The 16,821-nt window shown below is 64.5% G+C and carries 18 protein-coding genes; 2 read left to right on the top strand and 16 right to left on the bottom strand.

Going from position 1 to position 16,821, the window contains the following annotated elements:
* Positions 1 to 86: 86 nt before the first annotated feature.
* The 14 genes from QM588_RS07690 to QM588_RS07625 form a co-directional block, all read right to left on the bottom strand.
* A complete protein-coding gene (locus QM588_RS07690; protein WP_283312460.1) occupies positions 87 to 308 on the bottom strand; it encodes a DUF2945 domain-containing protein in 222 nt (73 codons plus the stop codon).
* A 63-nt stretch (positions 309 to 371) separates the two neighbouring features.
* Positions 372 to 1,367, bottom strand: a complete 996-nt coding sequence (locus QM588_RS07685) for an alpha/beta hydrolase (protein ID WP_283312459.1) — start codon at positions 1,365 to 1,367, stop codon at positions 372 to 374.
* 110 nt (positions 1,368 to 1,477) lie between these two features.
* On the bottom strand, positions 1,478 to 2,614 hold the full coding sequence (locus QM588_RS07680) for an RNA polymerase sigma factor (RefSeq protein ID WP_442972888.1): 1,137 nt from the start codon (positions 2,612 to 2,614) through the stop codon (positions 1,478 to 1,480).
* A gap of 29 nt (positions 2,615 to 2,643) precedes the next feature.
* Positions 2,644 to 3,051, bottom strand: coding sequence for a YciI family protein (locus tag QM588_RS07675; protein WP_283312458.1), 408 nt, complete (start codon positions 3,049 to 3,051; stop codon positions 2,644 to 2,646).
* 93 nt (positions 3,052 to 3,144) lie between these two features.
* Complete coding sequence (gene fbaA / locus QM588_RS07670; protein WP_283312457.1) at positions 3,145 to 4,167, bottom strand: class II fructose-bisphosphate aldolase; 1,023 nt, start codon at positions 4,165 to 4,167, stop codon at positions 3,145 to 3,147.
* 33 nt (positions 4,168 to 4,200) lie between these two features.
* Positions 4,201 to 5,211 (bottom strand): LacI family DNA-binding transcriptional regulator, encoded by a 1,011-nt coding sequence (locus QM588_RS07665; protein ID WP_283312456.1) that lies wholly within the window; start codon positions 5,209 to 5,211, stop codon positions 4,201 to 4,203.
* A 36-nt stretch (positions 5,212 to 5,247) separates the two neighbouring features.
* Positions 5,248 to 5,898 carry a nucleoside/nucleotide kinase family protein gene (locus tag QM588_RS07660; RefSeq protein WP_283312455.1) on the bottom strand — a complete coding sequence of 217 codons (651 nt, stop codon included), beginning with the start codon at positions 5,896 to 5,898 and terminating at the stop codon, positions 5,248 to 5,250.
* Positions 5,888 to 6,811, bottom strand: coding sequence for a PfkB family carbohydrate kinase (locus QM588_RS07655; RefSeq protein WP_283312454.1), 924 nt, complete (start codon positions 6,809 to 6,811; stop codon positions 5,888 to 5,890). Before QM588_RS07655 ends, QM588_RS07660 begins: the two co-directional genes overlap by 11 nt.
* Positions 6,792 to 7,520: an ATP-binding cassette domain-containing protein gene (locus QM588_RS07650; protein WP_442972887.1), complete on the bottom strand. Its 729-nt coding sequence runs from the start codon at positions 7,518 to 7,520 to the stop codon at positions 6,792 to 6,794. The genes QM588_RS07655 and QM588_RS07650 overlap by 20 nt, the downstream gene beginning before the upstream one ends.
* 50 nt (positions 7,521 to 7,570) lie before the next feature.
* Entirely contained in the window at positions 7,571 to 8,560 is a 990-nt protein-coding gene (locus tag QM588_RS07645) for an ABC transporter permease (RefSeq protein WP_032376276.1), read from the bottom strand.
* A 34-nt stretch (positions 8,561 to 8,594) separates the two neighbouring features.
* Positions 8,595 to 9,593, bottom strand: coding sequence for a substrate-binding domain-containing protein (locus QM588_RS07640; protein WP_283312452.1), 999 nt, complete (start codon positions 9,591 to 9,593; stop codon positions 8,595 to 8,597).
* Positions 9,594 to 9,874: 281 nt separating this feature from the next.
* Positions 9,875 to 11,455: a carboxylesterase/lipase family protein gene (locus QM588_RS07635; RefSeq protein ID WP_283312450.1), complete on the bottom strand. Its 1,581-nt coding sequence runs from the start codon at positions 11,453 to 11,455 to the stop codon at positions 9,875 to 9,877.
* Positions 11,452 to 12,054, bottom strand: coding sequence for a TetR/AcrR family transcriptional regulator (locus QM588_RS07630; protein ID WP_283312449.1), 603 nt, complete (start codon positions 12,052 to 12,054; stop codon positions 11,452 to 11,454). The genes QM588_RS07635 and QM588_RS07630 overlap by 4 nt, the downstream gene beginning before the upstream one ends.
* Positions 12,055 to 12,184: 130 nt before the next feature.
* Positions 12,185 to 13,159, bottom strand: coding sequence for a YihY/virulence factor BrkB family protein (locus tag QM588_RS07625; protein WP_283312841.1), 975 nt, complete (start codon positions 13,157 to 13,159; stop codon positions 12,185 to 12,187).
* Between the two features lie 151 nt (positions 13,160 to 13,310).
* On the opposite strand from QM588_RS07625, the gene QM588_RS07620 reads away from it, so the two are divergent.
* Positions 13,311 to 13,481 carry a CsbD family protein gene (locus QM588_RS07620; RefSeq protein WP_027495724.1) on the top strand — a complete coding sequence of 57 codons (171 nt, stop codon included), beginning with the start codon at positions 13,311 to 13,313 and terminating at the stop codon, positions 13,479 to 13,481.
* Positions 13,482 to 13,702: 221 nt separating this feature from the next.
* Complete coding sequence (locus QM588_RS07615) at positions 13,703 to 14,422, top strand: GAF and ANTAR domain-containing protein (protein ID WP_283312448.1); 720 nt, start codon at positions 13,703 to 13,705, stop codon at positions 14,420 to 14,422.
* A gap of 12 nt (positions 14,423 to 14,434) precedes the next feature.
* Here QM588_RS07615 and QM588_RS07610 read toward each other — a convergent pair whose 3' ends face one another.
* Both QM588_RS07610 and QM588_RS07605 read right to left on the bottom strand, forming a co-directional pair.
* Positions 14,435 to 15,238 carry a DNA-formamidopyrimidine glycosylase family protein gene (locus tag QM588_RS07610; protein WP_283312447.1) on the bottom strand — a complete coding sequence of 268 codons (804 nt, stop codon included), beginning with the start codon at positions 15,236 to 15,238 and terminating at the stop codon, positions 14,435 to 14,437.
* Between the two features lie 70 nt (positions 15,239 to 15,308).
* A complete protein-coding gene (locus QM588_RS07605; protein ID WP_283312446.1) occupies positions 15,309 to 16,751 on the bottom strand; it encodes a PepSY-associated TM helix domain-containing protein in 1,443 nt (480 codons plus the stop codon).
* Between the last annotated feature and the right edge of the window lie 70 nt (positions 16,752 to 16,821).

Here is a 16,821-nt window from a genome sequence, read left to right as displayed (position 1 = left end):
ATCGTTGCCTCCAAAGTGACGATCCGTCCCAGCCGAGGGTACAGATGGTCAGCAGGGGCAACTTTCGAGAGACATACGGAGCGGGATCAGCCCTTCTTGTCGAGCGATTCGGGCTTGTGCACTGCGTCCTTTCCGGACTTGTCACTTTCGACGCGGTACTGCGGGTCGTCTTTCGAGGCCTTGACCTTGCGGCCGGCGGCTTCGGTCTCGGTCTCGGAGGTGATCTTCTCCTGCACCGTTCCCTCGGTGGTGGTTCCGTGGGTCTGCCATTCGACCTTGTCGCCCTTGTGCAAATCGTCCTTCGACATGTTCCGGTGGTCCTTTCGTCGGTGCCTGTCCATCGACACTTACCCACGGGCGAGTCGGCGCAATCAGCTGGTTCCCAGAGCCGGTGCCAACGTGGTGAACCAGGCTTCGCGCAGCTGATCCTCGAACAGCGGCCAGGTGTGTGCGCCCTCGTCGCGCATGGAGACGGTCGCCGGCACATCGGCTCGTCGTAATGCGTCGACGAATATCGAGGTGCAGTAGTTCACCATCGCCTCGACTGCCATCCCACCGAACGGCGGTACCGCACCCTCCGGAATCCGGTCCACCGGTCCGGGAAGTCCACGGGACGAGCTCACGTACACCGCGGTTCCCCGCAATCGCTCGACGTTGAGCGACGGATCGTGGTCGCGCCAGCCCTGACTTCCCGGCAAACCCCACATGTTGAACGGGTTGTTGAGTCCACCGGCGATCATCGCCGAAATACCCGCGGTGGCAAAGGGATTGGAGGGCGCGGGACAGCCGCTGAACGACGCGGCTGCGTCGAACACATCCGGAGCCTGGATCGCCAGATCCAGTGCGGGGCCGCCACTCATCGACAGTCCCGCCACACCGCGTCGACCGTTGGATCCGTAGGCGGCGTCGACGGCGGCAGGCAGTTCGCGGGTGAGATACGTCTGCCACCTGTTGGCACCCAGAACCGGATCCGTTGCCTGCCAATCGGTGTAGAAGCTGAACCGACCGCCGATGGGTGCTACGACGGTGACGTTCTTGTCGAGAAAGAACTGTTCGACGCCGGAGTTGTTGAGCCAGCCGACCCCGTCCTCGTTGCCGAGTGCGCCGTTGAGCAGGATCAGGCTCGGGGCAGGTCCACCTCCCGGCGAATGCAGGATCTCGTTGGAGATGACCCGATTCATGGACGGAGAGAACACGTTCAGCACCGCACGCGTTGCCGACACCTGGTGGATTCCGACGGCCCCTACCGCGGCGTCGGCCGATCCGGTACCGCCCGGCAGCGCCTGTGCCGGGCTTCCGGCCCACACCATCGACGCCAGTACGGCCGCGGTCACCACCGCGGTGGATCGAGTCAGCTTCTTTCTCATCTGTCCCACAGGCAACATCAGCACCATACGAGGGTTGCACGGATTCCGCTTTCGACCGCTAACGATCCGATTACAAAACCGCTCGGTCCGTTCGCTGTTTTCGGGTACCGCTACGAACCTGCGGTACGAATTCGAGTGGCGCGCAGCGTCAGATGATGCCGCTCGGCCACCGAGGATGCCGACTCGGCCGCGCGAACGAACAGCTCGGCGGCCAACCGGACATCGCCCGCCTTCTCGTGCAGATGCGCAGCCACCGCGTGGTACCGAGGTACCGCGGAATCGACGGCGGCGAGCGCCGCGAGTCCGGCAGCCGGGCCGTCCGCCTCCCCCACCGCGACGGCTCTGTTGAGCCGAACGACGGAGCTGTCGGTGATCGCGAGCAACTCGTCGTACCATTCGACGATCTGTACCCAGTCCGTGTCCTCGACCCGGCGTGCATCGGCATGCAGTGCGGCGATGGCGGCTTGTATCTGGAACTCGCCCAGCCGATCCCGAGCGAGCGCCGCCTGCAGAATCCGCACTCCTTCGGCTATCGAGGCGGTGTCCCACGTCGACCGATCCTGCTCTGCCAAGGGAATCAGCCAGCCGTCGGAGCCTGTTCTCGCCGCGCGGCGGGCGTGGTGCAACACCATCAACGCCAACAATCCAGCGGTCTCCGCGTCGTCGGACAGGGTCGTCAGCTGCCTCGTCAACCTGATCGCCTCGGCCGCGAGATCGACGTCGCCGGTGTACCCCTCGTTGAAGACCAGGTACAGCACCCTCCGAACGGTCGTGAGGTCGCCCGGAGCGTCGAAACGGACATCTCGCACCGCCCGTTTGGCTCGGCTGATGCGCTGGGCCATGGTTTTCTCCGGCAGCAGATACGCCTGCGCGATCTGCCGCGTCGTCAGACCCCCGACGGCACGCAACGTCAGCGCTACCGCTGCTGCGGGTGTCAGCACCGGGTGCGCGCAGAGGAAGAACAACTGCAGCGTGTCGTCGACGCCGTGCACGCTGCCCGGTTCCGGCTCGGCCGCAACCCGGTTCTCTCGATCCCGTCGAGCTTTCTCCGACCGCTGCGCGTCGAGAAACTTGCGCCACGCCACGGTGACGAGCCACCCCTTCGGGTCGGACGGCGCGTCACCCGCCTGTGCCGACGCCCCCCACACCGAGGCCGCCTGAACCAGCGCCTCCTGGACGGCGTCCTCGGCGGCCGCGAAATCTGCCCCGCGGTGGACGAGGACCCCGATCACGGAAGGAGTCAGCATCCGCAGCACGTGGGGATCCACAAGTGCCGTCACTCGTCGATCGTGGTGGGGGCCTCCATGAACGGACGCAGCTCGAGCCATTCGCCGATCGGCTCACCACCGGCGCCGGGTGCTGCCGAGAGTTGCCCGGCGAGTTCGAGCGCGCGGTCGTAGGACTCGACGTCGATGACCATCCAGCCTGCGATCAAGTCCTTGGTCTCCGCGAACGGACCGTCGATGACCGGGGGCTTTCCGGCCCCGTCCGACCGCACCCACGTTCCCTCGGGGGCCAGGGCCTGCGCGTCGACGAACTCGCCTGTCTTCTCGAGTTCGTCGGCGAAATCTCGCATGAACTGGATATGGTCGTGCACTTCGGCCGGGGTCCACCGGTCCATCGGGATCCAGTCGGCAGGCTCGGGGGCTCCGCGATAATGCTTGAGCATGAGGTACTTGGCCATGATGTCTCCTCGCGTCGGATGCAGCCATTCTTTCTGCATTCGCCCCTGGGACGGAGCCGGTCGGCCGATATCTACATACTCGACCGAAACACTTCACCGCATCGTTCGTCCGACCGAGCCGAGCATCTGGGTTGCCTCGACCACGCGGGCTGCCATGGCCGACTCGGCCGGCTTGCCCCACGATCGGGGGTCGTAGGCCTTCTTGTTGCCGTACTCGCCGTCGATCTTGAGAACCTGGTCGTACTTGCCGATCATGTGACCGGCGATGGACCTGGTGAACGCGTACTGAGTGTCGGTGTCGATGTTCATCTTGATCACCCCGCTCGCCACAGCCGACGCGATGTCGGCGGCACTCGAGCCCGATCCACCGTGGAAGACGAGGTCGAACGGCTTGTCCTTTCCGATCTCGGCACCGACGACCGACTGGATCTCGTCGAGAATCTCGGGACGTAGATGTACCGAATCCGGGTTGTAGACGCCGTGGACATTGCCGAAGGTCAACGCCGTCATGTAGCGACCACGCTCACCTGCACCGAGCGCGGCGATGGTGGCGCGGGCGTCGTCGACGGTGGAGTACAGCTGCTCGTTGATCTCGTGGGACACCCCGTCTTCCTCCCCGCCGATCACGCCCACCTCGATCTCGAGAACGGTGTCGGCCTGCACCGACAGATCGAGCAATTCGCGTGCGATACGCAGGTTCTCGTCGAGCGGCACAGCGGAGCCGTCCCACATGTGTGACTGGTACAGCGGTGCCAGGCCGCGAGCGCGTCGTTCGATCGCGTCGGCCAGCAGCGGCCGCACCCAATCGTCGAGGTTCTCGGCGGGGCAGTGATCGGTGTGCAGTGCCACCGAGATCGAATAATGCTGGGCCACTTCGTGGGCGTACTGCGCGAGCGCCTTGGAACCGGCGAAGCGGTTCTGCACGGCATTGCCGGACAGGTACAGCGCGGTGCCGACGGACACCTGGATGATGCCGTCGCTTTCCGCTTCTGCGAAACCCTGCAGCGCTGCGTTGAGCGTCTGCGAGCTGGTGACGTTGATCGACGGGTACGCGAACCCGCCCTCCTTGGCGCGGTCCAACATGGCGACGTACTGTTCTGGGCTGGCAATCGGCATGGACTGTTCTCCTCTTTCGGGTGCGGCTGGTCTTCAGCGTGCTGCTGCAGTGCAGCCGCACGAATTGCGATGGGTGAACGTCGTCGGTACCGAAATCGACCGCGGTGCGTCGTCACGGCCTTCGATTCGACCGATCAACAGGTCGGCGGCGGTTCTGCCGATGGTCTGCACGTCCTGTGCGGCGGCCGTCAGGCGCGGCTCGAACAGATCGGACCACTCGAAATCGTCGTAGCACACGAACGCCAGGTCGTCGGGAATCGACAAGCCAAGGGCGCGAACCGCTTTGAGTGATCCGATGGTCATCGAGTTGTTCATCGACACCAGAGCCGAGGGTCGGTTCGAGCTGGTCAACAGCTCGCGTACCTGCGTCTCGGCCACCTCGACGTTGGACCGGCCCTCGAGAACCAACCGAGGGTCGAGTTCGATCTCCCGATCCGTGAGCGCCCTGGCATAGCCTGCGAAACGCTCTGTGGTGGAGGAGATTCCCTCGATGCCACGGACGATCGCAATTCGGTCGTGACCGGCGTCGAGCAGATGGGCCGTCAGCTCGTACGCGGATTGCTCGTTCTCCGGGCCCACCTGATCGCACGGGATGTCCAGCATCCGGTCGATCAGCACGAGAGGTGTTCCGCTGCGCATGATCTCGGGAATCGTCGACTCCTCCGAACCGGCCGCGGGCGCAAGGATCATGCCGTCGACCTGACGGTCCAGCAGAGAATCGGTGACGCGCCGCTCCGACGTCGGCTCGTCGTGCGAGTCACCCAGAATCAACACGTAGCCTGCCTCCGACAACCGCTGCTCGACGGCATAGACGAGGCTGCCGAAGTACGGATTGGTCAGCGCCGCGATCGACAGCCCCACCGTGTGGGTTCTACCGGCCGCGAGAGAACGCGCCACGACGTTGCGCCGGTACCCGATCTCGACGATGGCAGCGTCGACGCGTTGCCGGGTCGCCGGGTTGACCTTGCGGGTTCCGTTGAGCACGTGCGAGACCGTCGACACCGACACTCCGGCGATACGAGCGACGTCGTCCATGGTGGGCATGTCAGTCGTTCCCGTGTGTATCGGACGGCGGCGGTCTCATGTCAATCGCAGGATTCGATCGGCGCGCTGCGCGGTCGAACCGATGAGCTCCGCGTTGCGTTCGTCCGAACCCAATGCCCAGAACTGCGCTTCCTCGGGTGATTTCCCGTAGGCCTCGTGCCGCGCGACAAGGCGCTCGTGCCGAACGGCCGTGTGCGGGGCCAGGAACCAGACCTCGTCGATCATCGCCCGGGCAGCAGGCCATGCGTCGGATTGCATCAGCAGATAGTTGCCCTCGGTGATCACCAACGGAACGTCCGACGGGACCGGGACCGCGGAACCGATCGATTCCTCGATCTCTCGCCTGAACTTCGGTGCGTACACCAGCGGATCGCCGGGGCGTTGATCGTGAATCGCGGCGACGAGACGTGCGTAGCCGCCGTCGTCGAAAGTATCGTGTGCGCCTTTGCGATCGAGCCGGCCCAGTTCGATCAACACCTCGTTGGCCAGGTGGAATCCGTCCATCGGAACCAGCACCGAAAGCTCGGGGCCCAGTGCATCCACCAACTGCTGTGCGACGGTGGACTTTCCGGCTCCGGGTGCACCGGTCAGGCCGAGTATGCGCCGTTCTCCCGGCACGGCGAGCCGCCCGGCCAGCTCCACGAGTTCGTCCAGGGATGCTTCCTGCACCTGTCGGTCATTGCTCACTGTTGCCGCTTTCGAGTCCGTGAATGGAAATTTCGCGTAGCCACGCTCTGGGGCCGACGACCGAGCAGCGCAGCGCCGCAACGCGAGCCGACCGGCGGATACGCTCCTGCACGGAGCCGGACTGCGTCGAGTAGTACGCGTACGCGCCGTGGAAGACGTCGCCGGCTCCCAGTGTATCGACCACGGTGACCGCCTCGACGCCTACGGAGCCGGAGTTGCCCTCGGACCAGAATTCGACGGGCTCTCCGCCGTGGGTGGTGACGACGGTGCGTACGCCGGAGCGCACCAACGTCGCTGCGGTGGCAGCTGTGTCCGACGCTCCGGGCGTGCGAAAGTCCGCTGAGCACACCATGTCCGTGACGAACGGAATCAGCTCGCTCATCACGGGTTTCCAGCGTCCGGCGTCGACGACCGACGTGGTATCCCGCGCCGCCGCATGTTCCACGGCGGCGCGGGCGATCAGGGGGTGGTGGCCGTCGACGAGTACGACGTCGGCACCGGCGAGCACGGCATCGAGGCCGCTCGGCGGTGCGGCGTCGGAGTGCACGGCGTCGGCCGAGACGACAGACCGGTCTCCCGTCGACTCGATCACCGTCACGGCCGAGACGGGTACTGCTCTGACGGTGCCCGCGATCGAGTCGATCACGCGCACATCACATTCCGCAAGTTCTGCCTTGACCAGGGCAGCCACCGGATCGTCTCCGAGCGCAGTGACGAGAACGGCCGTACCGCCCAGTGCGGCGAACGTGACGGCGGCGTTGGCAGCAGGACCGCCGGCCGCAACGAACTGCGCGTTCGAGGTGATCTTCTGGTTCGACGCCGGGGGCGACGACACTCGATGAATCACATCGAGTGTCGCCAGCCCGACGAAAACTCCGACCGGACGGGTAGATTCAGAGTCCGGCGCGTTCATCGTCGGTCGGCTCCTCCGCGCCGGTCATGAGCGCGACGACCTCGGACATGGTGCGGTTCTTCGGATCCACGACGCCTGCGCGTTTGCCGAGGCGGTGGATGTGGATCCGGTCGGCGACCTCGAACACGTGCGGCATGTCGTGGCTGATGAGCACCACGGGTATCCCGCGGTCGCGAATCGTTCGGATCAGGTCGATCACCATGCCCGATTCCCGCACGCCCAGAGCTGCGGTCGGCTCGTCCATGATGATCACCCCGCGGCCGAATGCCGCAGCTCGTGCCACTGCGACGCCCTGACGCTGCCCACCGGACAGTGTCTCGACGGCCTGGTTGACCGACTTGATGCCGATCTTGAGGTCCTGCAGATGCTTCGACGACTCGTCGCGCATTCTCGGCATGTCCAGACGCCGAAAGATGCTGCCGCTGATGCCTTTGCGCTTGATCTCGCGTCCGAGGTAGACGTTCGAGGCGATGTCGAGCGCGGGAATGACGGCCAGGTCCTGATAGACCGTCTCGATCCCTGCCGCCCGCGCGTCGCGGGTGTTCTTGAACGACACGGGCGAGCCGTTCATCAGGATCTCACCCGAGTCCGGTATCACCGCACCGGCCAAAGCCTTGATGAGACTGGACTTTCCGGCACCGTTGTCGCCGATCACTGCCAGCACTTCACCGGCCCGCAACTCGAAATCCGCACCGTTGATGGCCGTCACGCTGCCGTAGGTCTTGACCAGACCACGGGCTTCCAGAGCGAGGGGGGCATTCACTGTGACCTCCTGCGTGCGAATTGATCGACGGCCACAGCGACGATGACGAGAATGCCGGTCGCGACGTTCTGGTACAGGCTGTCGACGCCGGCCTGGGTGAGCCCGTTGCGCAGTACCCCGACGATCAGAGTTCCGATGAGTGTCCCGATGACGGTACCGCGGCCACCGAAGAGACTGGTTCCACCGATCACGACCGCGGTGATCGTTTCGAGGTTGGCGTTCTGATAGGCGTTCGGGTCGGCGTTGGGGATCCGTCCGAGCGCTGCCCATGCCGCGATCGCGGCGATGACACCGGTGACGATGTAGACCGAGAACAGCACGCGACCGGACTTGATGCCGGAGCGGTCCGAGGCCTGCGGGCTACCGCCCACCGCGTATATGTGCCTGCCCCACGATGTTTGGGATAGGGCGTACCACATCACGGCGTACACCAGCAGCATTACCACCACGCCGTAGGTGGTGGAGAAACTGCCGATCTTGAACGAGGTACCCAGCAGCGTCAGTGGTCCGCTCGGCACCTGGTAGGTCTCGGAGCCGGCCAGCAGTCGGGTGGCCGCTTGGATTGCCGTGAACGTACCGAGCGTGACGATGAACGGTGGCAGCCGCAGCATCGTCACCAATCCGCCGTTGATCGCGCCGAACGCCACGCACACGGCGAGCGTCGAACCCAACGCTACGACCGGTCCGTTGGCCCCGGCCGACTGCGCCATCACGATGGTGCCCATCACGGCCACCGCGCCGATCGACAGATCGATACCGGACGTGAGGATGATCAAGGTCTGGCCGACGGCAAGAATGCCGACTACCACGGACTGCTGCAGAATCAGAGAAACGTTCTGCGGGTTGAGGAACGAGCTCGAGATCGAGCTGAACACGATGATGGCAATGACGAGTGCGGCCAGTGGCCCGAGCAGCGGTTCACGCAGGATGGTCCCCACATTGAACCGGCTCGGTGCCTTGGGAGGCGCAGCGGTATCGGTACTCACGAATCAAATCCCTGTGTTCGCCGTTGTTTCGCGATCAGCCCCAGCAATTCGCTTCGCCCCATGCGGTGTCCTGGGATTCGATTCCGGCAACCGGCTTGTCGGTGACCAGCTGAGAACCGGTGTCGTTGAAGCCACTGGGCTTGGTACCGTCCTGGGCGAACTTGACCACAGCGTCGACGCCCTGCTCGGCCATTTTCGCCGGGAACTGCAGCACCGTTGCGCCGATGATGCCGGACTTGACGTTCGCGATGCCGGTGCAGCTGCCGTCGATCGAACCGATGGTGATCTGATCGGCGCGGCCGGCGGACTGGATTGCCTGGTACGCACCCGCCGCGGCGGGCTCGTTGATCGTGTAGAGCGCGTTGACGCCCGGAGCGCGCTGCAGCAGGTTCTCCATGGCCGTCTGCGCCTTGGTCTGGTCGCCGTTGGTGTTCTCCTGGCCGACGATCTCCGACGAGCTGTCGGTCAGGCCCATTCCTTCGAGGAAGCCGTCGTGACGGAACGTGTCGACGGTGCCGCCCGCGGTGCCGTCGAGCATGATGACCTGGGGCGCAGTGGTTCCCAACGTGCCCTTGACCCACTCGCCCTGGCTGACGCCTGCCGCCTTGTTGTCGGTCGCGAACGTGGCGTCCACCGCGTCCTCGGGGTCGGTGGCAGTGTCGAGGGCGATGACGACGACGCCTGCGTCGCGCGCCTTCTTGATCGCGTCGAGGACGCCGGTCGAGGAGTTGGGGGTGATCAGAATGCCTTTGACACCCTGGCCGACCAGGTTCTCGATCGCCGCGACCTGACCTTCGTTGTCACCGTCGAATGCACCTGCGAGAGCGACCAGTTCGGCTCCGCTGGAATCCGCCTTGGCCTGAGCTGCCTCACGGAGCTTCACGAAGTACGGATTGGAATCCGTCTTGGTGATGAGCCCGACCTTGACGCTGTCCGAATCCGAACCGCTGCATGCGGTCAGTCCGAGTACGAGGGAACCGGCCATCAACGCGGTTCCGATCGTCAGCGTGGTCTTCCGACGGTGATTGAACATGTGGACTCCCTTGTCCTCGCCACGCAGGTCGCGTCGCTCGATTGCAGGAGCGTACGACCAATACAAGCGCTTGCGCATGCGCTTTCGCGAAATAATTCCGAAAACTTTTCCGACCGGCCGGCGACGTCCCGATTCAGCCCCGCCGCCCCGGTCCTCGCAAACGCGCGCGCGTTTGCCATCCGCGCGTGAAATAGTGCCCGATCACCCAGCTATTCCGCGCGCATCCAGCGAATGCGCACGCGTTTGCGGAGTCGATCGGCGTCAGCTCGTCGCCACGCTTCTCAGCGCGCGAGTGAGTTCCAGAAGTCGCAGTGATGCTCGGCATCGGCGTCGATCACCGAGATGTTGTCGGAGACGAACCGAAGCACCGGGATGGAGGTGTCGGTCGTTCGCGGCCACTGCGGCCCGCCGTCGGCACTGGGTGTTCCCGTGTGGGCGAACGAGGTGAAGTACTCGATCATCCTCCGCGCCAGATCCTGCTGCGCGGGCGTTTTCAGTAGATTCTCGCCGCCGAGATCGAACAGGTACGGCATATCGGACGCATGCGCGGCGTCCTGCGGAACCCCGGAAGATCCGACACCGTTGACGTCGACCGTGCTGGTATCGGCGAATTCGTAGGAGTACACCGGCGCATTCTTTCCCAGCGCTCGGTTGTTTCGGTATGTGGGACACGACCATCCAGCGTCGGTGGTGGCCGCCGCCCACGCGAGCGCCGCGGATGGATAATTCTGCAGCGGATACAGGTCGGCGACGCGGGCGGCGTCGGACCCGAAGGCATCGGCCAGCAACTTCGGGTAGGTGTCGGCGGTGATCGAGGCCTTCTCTGCCAGCACCGCACCACCCACGAACGATCTCTGCTCGGCAGCGGTACCGCCCGAGATGACGGGAATCGGTAGTGCACCGCCGCTTTGGACTACGGTTCGCGGATCCTCGGGCAGCAAATCGGTACCGAAAGCCACATCGAAGCCGAAGTTCTCCCCCTTACCCACGAGTGCATCGACGGGAAGTGCACGTAGGCATTCCACCGCATCTGCGCCTGCGCACCCCAGTTGCTGCGCAACGTCCGACCCGACCGACTCGTTGATTGCAAGCGGGACGAACGGTCGCTGCGGCGGAACGCCCGGGAAGACTGCATCCGCCGGAAAGTCCAAGGCGCACGATCCCGACATGATTGCGGCCTTGTCCACCAAGCCTTCCGCAACAGGGGATGTCAGCAGAGCGCACGTCGACATACCGCCCGCCGACTGCCCGAACACGGTGATATTGCTCGGATCACCGCCGAACGCAACGGCGTTGTCGTTCACCCATCGCAACGATTCGATCTGATCGGCCAGTCCGAAGTTGCCCGACCCCGTCAGATTGGGGAGTCCGAAATAGCCCAGCATTCCGAGTCGGTAGTTGGCGGTCACGACGATCACGTTGCCCTCGCTCGCCATCCGCTGGGCGTCGTAAGCGGACCCCGAGCCTGTGGTGAAGCCGCCGCCGTGCCACCACACCATCACGGGGAGTGGTTCGACCGACCGCTTCAGCGGCGTGGTGACATTCAGGAACAGACAATCCTCGTCCGAGGACGAGGTAACACCCGGTAGGCCGGCAGCCTGTGGGCACTGCGAGCCGGGTGCGGTGGCGTCGACATCGGCGTCCGACGTCGGAAGTGGTTGCGTCGGAGCCCATCTCAGATCTCCGACGGGCGGCTCGGCGAATCTGATACCGAGAAATTCACGGGTGGTCTCGGTGGTCAGGCCGTGTACCGTGGCCGTGGTCGTGGCGATATCGACAGGCGCGGTGTCGGATTCGGCGTTCGACGAGCAGCCGGTGAGTACAAGAATCAGTACGACGGCGGTGATCGTGAACTTCTTCATCGGTCCTTCGAACGTGTTGCAGCATCGAATGTTCGGCGCAATTCTCCTGAGAGCGTCGCCGCATCGTCACCGGCCCCGACTCGCCACACTGCCGCGTCGAGAGCGGCGCGAATCGTCATGGCCATGATCCGGGTGTCGAAGGATCGGAACTGTCCGCTCCGCTGGCCCGCCTCGAGCAGTGTGTGCACTTCGAGCATTTCGGCTCCGTGCTCGGATCGTTCGATCCGAGCGGGGGCGGCGGCGAAAATGGCCGAGAGAGCCTTCATGTGGCGCGGGTAGGCAGCGTAGAACGTGACGCTGCCGCTGATGAATGCCAACAACGCGTCCCGACTCGAGTGGGCCGCCTGAACGTCAGGGCCCACTTCCCGCTCGCCGAGCGCATAGACGCGCTGGACGACACCGTCGAGAAGTTCTTCGCGGGAGCCGAAGTGGTAGGAGATGACTCCGCGGCTGATGCCTGCGTGCTGGGCGATGCGCACGAACGACGCCTTCTCGACCCCCGTCTCGGCGATGACGTCGACGGCGCATTCGATCAACTGTGCTCGGCGGGCGTTTTGGATGTACGTCGGTTCCGAGCGATCGGCCTTCGCGGAGGGCATGCCTGCAATCTAACACTGGTGGGAGATTTTTCCCAGTGGTGTCAAAAATGAGCCCGAGGCGAGCTGAGGGTCCACAATTCGCCGCCGGTTACGGGATCCCGTGCGCGAGCCCGAATTGTGGACACTGAGCTCAGTCGTTCGAGTTACCGGCCGAGTCCGGCTCGTCATAAGTGACGGTAATGTCTTGGAAACCCTTGTTACGCTGCGCTTCTGCTTGGCCGGTGTAGGAGTTCTTGTCACCCTCGGTGAGTTCGACGTTGTCGGTGAACGGCGTCAGCAGAGCCCGGGGATGCAGGTGGTCGACTCGCACGGCGTTGATTTCGATACACAGCACGATCAGTACCGACGCGACGTACAGGAAGCCGAGCAGACCGAGGACAATTGCGAAGATGCCGTTGCTTGCACTTGCGTTGCCCACGACGTAGCGAATGTAGATGCCGCCGAACGACTGCAGCGCCTGCCAGACGACCGCCGCGATCGCCGCACCGGGGAGTACGTCGCGCACGCTCAGATCCCGCGCGGTGCCGATTCGGAAGGCCGCGGTGAAGACGGCGGCGTTGACCACCACCGCTCCGACGAGTGCGAGCGCACCGCCGGCGAACCCGAACACGCCCGAGGACGCGACCCCGTTCAGCACCGTCAGTCCGATGATCGCAGTGCCGACAGTGCTGAGCAGCAACAATCCGCGCAGCCGACCTTTTATAGGGTCCGGTTGCTCGTTGCGCGGCACCGACCACGCAGTGTTCATCGCGTACTGCACGGCCAGCGACACTCCGAGTCCGCCGTACAGCGACCCGACGACACCGATGACGATGGCCGTTGTTCCTCCACTGAGGCGGTCCGGTTGACCGAGCTGGTCACCGATGACCGGGATCTGGCTCATCGCCGAGTCGATGATGCGGGTCTGCAGCTCCGGGTCTCCGGCCAGCACGATTCCCAGCAGCGTGGTGAACAGCAGCAACAGGGGAAACAGCGACAGGAACGAGTAGTAGGCGATCAGTGCCGCGAGGTAGCCGCCCCGGTCGTCCATGAATTTGTAGAGCACCGCCAACGGGAAACCCGCCGAGGGGTGCCTGCGCTGGAAGTTGTCCACCTTCGCGACCATCATCGGTCGAATGTAGCCAGCGGCGAGCCTGCGGAAACGTCGACGCCCCGGCTTTCGGTGTGACCCAGATCTCACCATTGAGACGTGCGCTTCGTCGGTCGGGGTCCGACCAACCATTCGAGAAGAAACCGAACCGAGAAAGGATCTCGTCATGAGCTTCATCGACAAGGCCAAGAACGCAGCAGAAGACGCCATCGGCAAGGCGAAGGAAGTTGTCGGCGACGCAACGAACAACAAGGACCTCGAGGCCGAGGGCAAGAAGGATCAGGGTTCGGCCGGCGTCAAGAAGGTCGGCGAGAACATCAAGGACACCTTCAAGTAGGACGCAGTGTCCGGAAGGGTCGTCGATCGAATGATCGGCGGCCCTTCGTGCATCCGGTGACGATGCGCGGCAACACTCACCGGACCACCGTTTTGCGAACCGTATAAAATCCATTGATCCGGCCTCGAGGTCGGGACAGGGCGTCCAGAAGCAGGCGCACGATCACAGGATCTCGCCGACGCGATGACGTCGAAGGTCCAACGCGCGAGAGGATCGTGTGAATGACTGATTCACCGGCCGAGCAAGAGATGTCTCGAACGTCCGAAGCCCTGTCGCTCGCGCAATTCGCTCGATCGCTGCGTGATACTCATCGGTCGATGCCGCAGACGTTGAGTGAGATTCTCCGAATGGCGATTCGGCTCATTCCGGGCGCAACCACCGGATGCATCACCACGGTGAACAGGGGTGAGCGCACAGTCGTCGCATCGACGGACCCGATCGCCGAGAAGCTGTGTCGGCTGCAGTACGAGCTCGACGAAGGTCCGATTCCCACCGAGGTCCGACACCTCGACGTCGTCGTGTCCTACGATCTGGCAACCGAACCGCGATGGCCACAGTTCGCTGCGCTGGCCGTCGAGGCTGGTTTCAAGTCGCTCTCGGCCTTTCAGCTCTACAGCAACGCCGATGACCTCGGGGCGCTGGTGTTGTACAGCGACGTCACCGGAGCGTTCGACGCCGACGCGGTGGCGATCGGCGAGGCCTTGTCTGCGCATGCTGCCATCGCAATGCTCAGTGCCCGCGACAACGAGCAATTCCGGACCGGCTTGGCCAGCCGAGACATCATCGGCCAGGCAAAAGGCATGATCATGGAACGTTACGACCTCGACGCGGTACAGGCGTTCGACCTACTGGCGAAACTCTCGCAGCAACAGAACCTGCCCCTGCACACCGTCGCTCGCGATCTCGTCGACGCCGACCACCCGACGAACTCGACGTTCTGACCCCTACCGCGGTCAGCACCCAGGCTTCGGTTGGCAGTGCGGACACCACCATGTTCGACGTCGATCGGGGTCGTTCGGCACGTCGGCCTCGACACGAACAACGGTCGCGCAACGCAGACACGGCTTACCTGCCCGGCCGGCGACCCAGTGGGTCCGGCCACGACGGGTGTCGCCGGTGGTGACCTGCATGGCCCCGGGAGTGTTCGCCGAATGCCGCATCGCCCGCGCGAGCAGAGTCACCAATTTCTCCGCGTCCACGCCTGCCGACGGAGCCCAGGGCCACAATCCACGCAGAAAACACAGCTCGTTCGCCCACAGATTTCCGGGTCCCGCGATCACCCGCTGGTCCAGGAGGGTGAAGACGATCGGCCGGGAACCCTGCTCGAGGATGTTCGATGCCGCACGATTGGAGTCGAAGTCAGGGTGCAGTGGGTCCGGTCCCAGATGTGCGACCAGGGCGTTCATCGACGCCGTGTACCCATAGTCGACGACAGGCAACAGAATGCCGTAGGCCGTGGGGCCGTCCACCGCGGACAGGCGCACCCGGACGTCGGGATGCACCCGCCGCGGTATCGAGCGGCCGGCCCGGACCACCGTCCACGATCCCGTCATGCGGAGGTGGGTGTGCAGCGTGGTGTCGTCGTCGAAATCGGTGAACAGATGCTTGCCGTGAGTCCGATGAGCGACGACGGTTCGCCCGGCGAGATTCTCGACGGCGTGTGCGGGCACGTTCAGTCGCCCTGTCCGTAGCGTGACGCCGTCCAGCGCTCGCCGCAATCGCACGGCGAGCGCGTGGACGGTGTCACCTTCGGGCATGGTCTCCGAGTATCCCGAGGGCGGCAGAAACAATCGGACCGACCGGCGAGAGAGCGTCGTCCTCCTCGCGTCAGTGCGCGGGCCGCCTGACGTATCCGACCATGAAGTCGACCGCCAGGAAGGCGACCAGGCTCAGCCCCAACAAGGGCAGGAACCAGCCGACGGCCACGGTAGCCGTGGCGAGAAGCACCACCGAAAACGGCGAGATGCGGCGCAGTCCCCCACGCAGAGGCGGCCGGCCTGCGGTGAGTCCAGTGCTCTTCGCGGGTCGACGCTTCCACCACATCATGTAGCCGCGCACGATGACCGATGCCAAGGCGAGCGAAAGCACAACGAGGGCAAACTGATTGACAACTCCGAACAGCGTCCCCATGTGCAACTGAATTCCCCAGGCCGACAGCTTGGCTGCCACCGGCCAGTCGGCGAAGTACTGGGTGTCGATCACCGCGCCGGTACTGCCGTCGATCGAGATCGAGTTGTTCGACATCACCCAGGGCTGACGGGTTTCGGCGACGACGAACGCCACGTCGTTCGATGCCGGGATCGATGCCTCCACCGCTCCGTCGACGCCGTTCGCTTCGGCGGTGTCGAGCACCGAATCGATGCGGCCGACATTGCTGTCGGTCGCCGACGCATCGGCCGACATGTCCATGGAACGGCCGCCGTGACCGGAGTGATCCCCCGAGTGATCCCCCATGGTCGCCGTGTCGGAGGAACCGATGGTCGTGGCAACGGCGGGGGTCGTCCAGCTCAGCGCGGCGCGAAGGTCGGTGACGTTCGCGCCCGCGTACGTGGACCACGTGAGTCCGGTGGCGGAGAGGAAGATCAGACCTACGGCGATCCAGATACCGACTACGCCATGCCAGTTCAAGGACCTGTTGCGGCCCTTCGACTCACGATCGAAGGTGAGCAGAGTCGCCCTGCTTCGGTTGCGTCGGTAGCGCTCGATCCACAGGTACAGGCCACCGAGCGCGATCACCCACAGCCACGATGCGGCCAGTTCGCTGTAGATCCGGCCCGGTTCACCGAGGTGCAGGTGCCGGTGCAGTTCCGAGATCCACGTTCTGACCGGCAATGCGCTCGAGGAGCCGTAGACGGCAAGTTCACCCACCGGCGACGCCGTGGCGGGATCGACGAAGACGGCCAGTCGTCGCGATTCGCCGAGGGTCGGATCGGTGAACAGCACTCGGGTGGTGTCGCCGATTTCGGCGGCGGGTCGCACGGCCGACACGGTCAGATCCGGCCTCTCGACCTGAGCGGCTCGAATCTGTTGGGCGACCGGGACAGCCGGTCCGGTGGAGTCGACATGCAGGTAGTCGCGGTAGACGAGTTGCTCGATCGTCGGTGCGACGGCATAGAGGCCGCCGCTGACGGTCGCTATCAGGATGAACGGCGCGATGAATATGCCCGCGTAGAAGTGCAGACGAAGAATCAGCGGACGCCAGCTGCGCGGGCCGGCCGGACGGGTGGGCGGGGAAGGATCGGCGACGCGTTCCTTTTCCGGTGTGGACATGAGGGCTCGTTTCGTGAAGGCAGGGGTGGGCGCGCGCCGTGGGCACGGGTCGACTCGATGTCGAGCGAAC

The sequence above is a fragment of the Rhodococcus sp. IEGM 1354 genome (assembly GCF_030056855.1).
Taxonomy (GTDB): Bacteria; Actinomycetota; Actinomycetes; order Mycobacteriales; family Mycobacteriaceae; genus Rhodococcoides.
The sequence above is the reverse complement of the archived record's forward strand: the minus strand, read 5'-3'. Positions and strand labels throughout refer to the sequence as shown.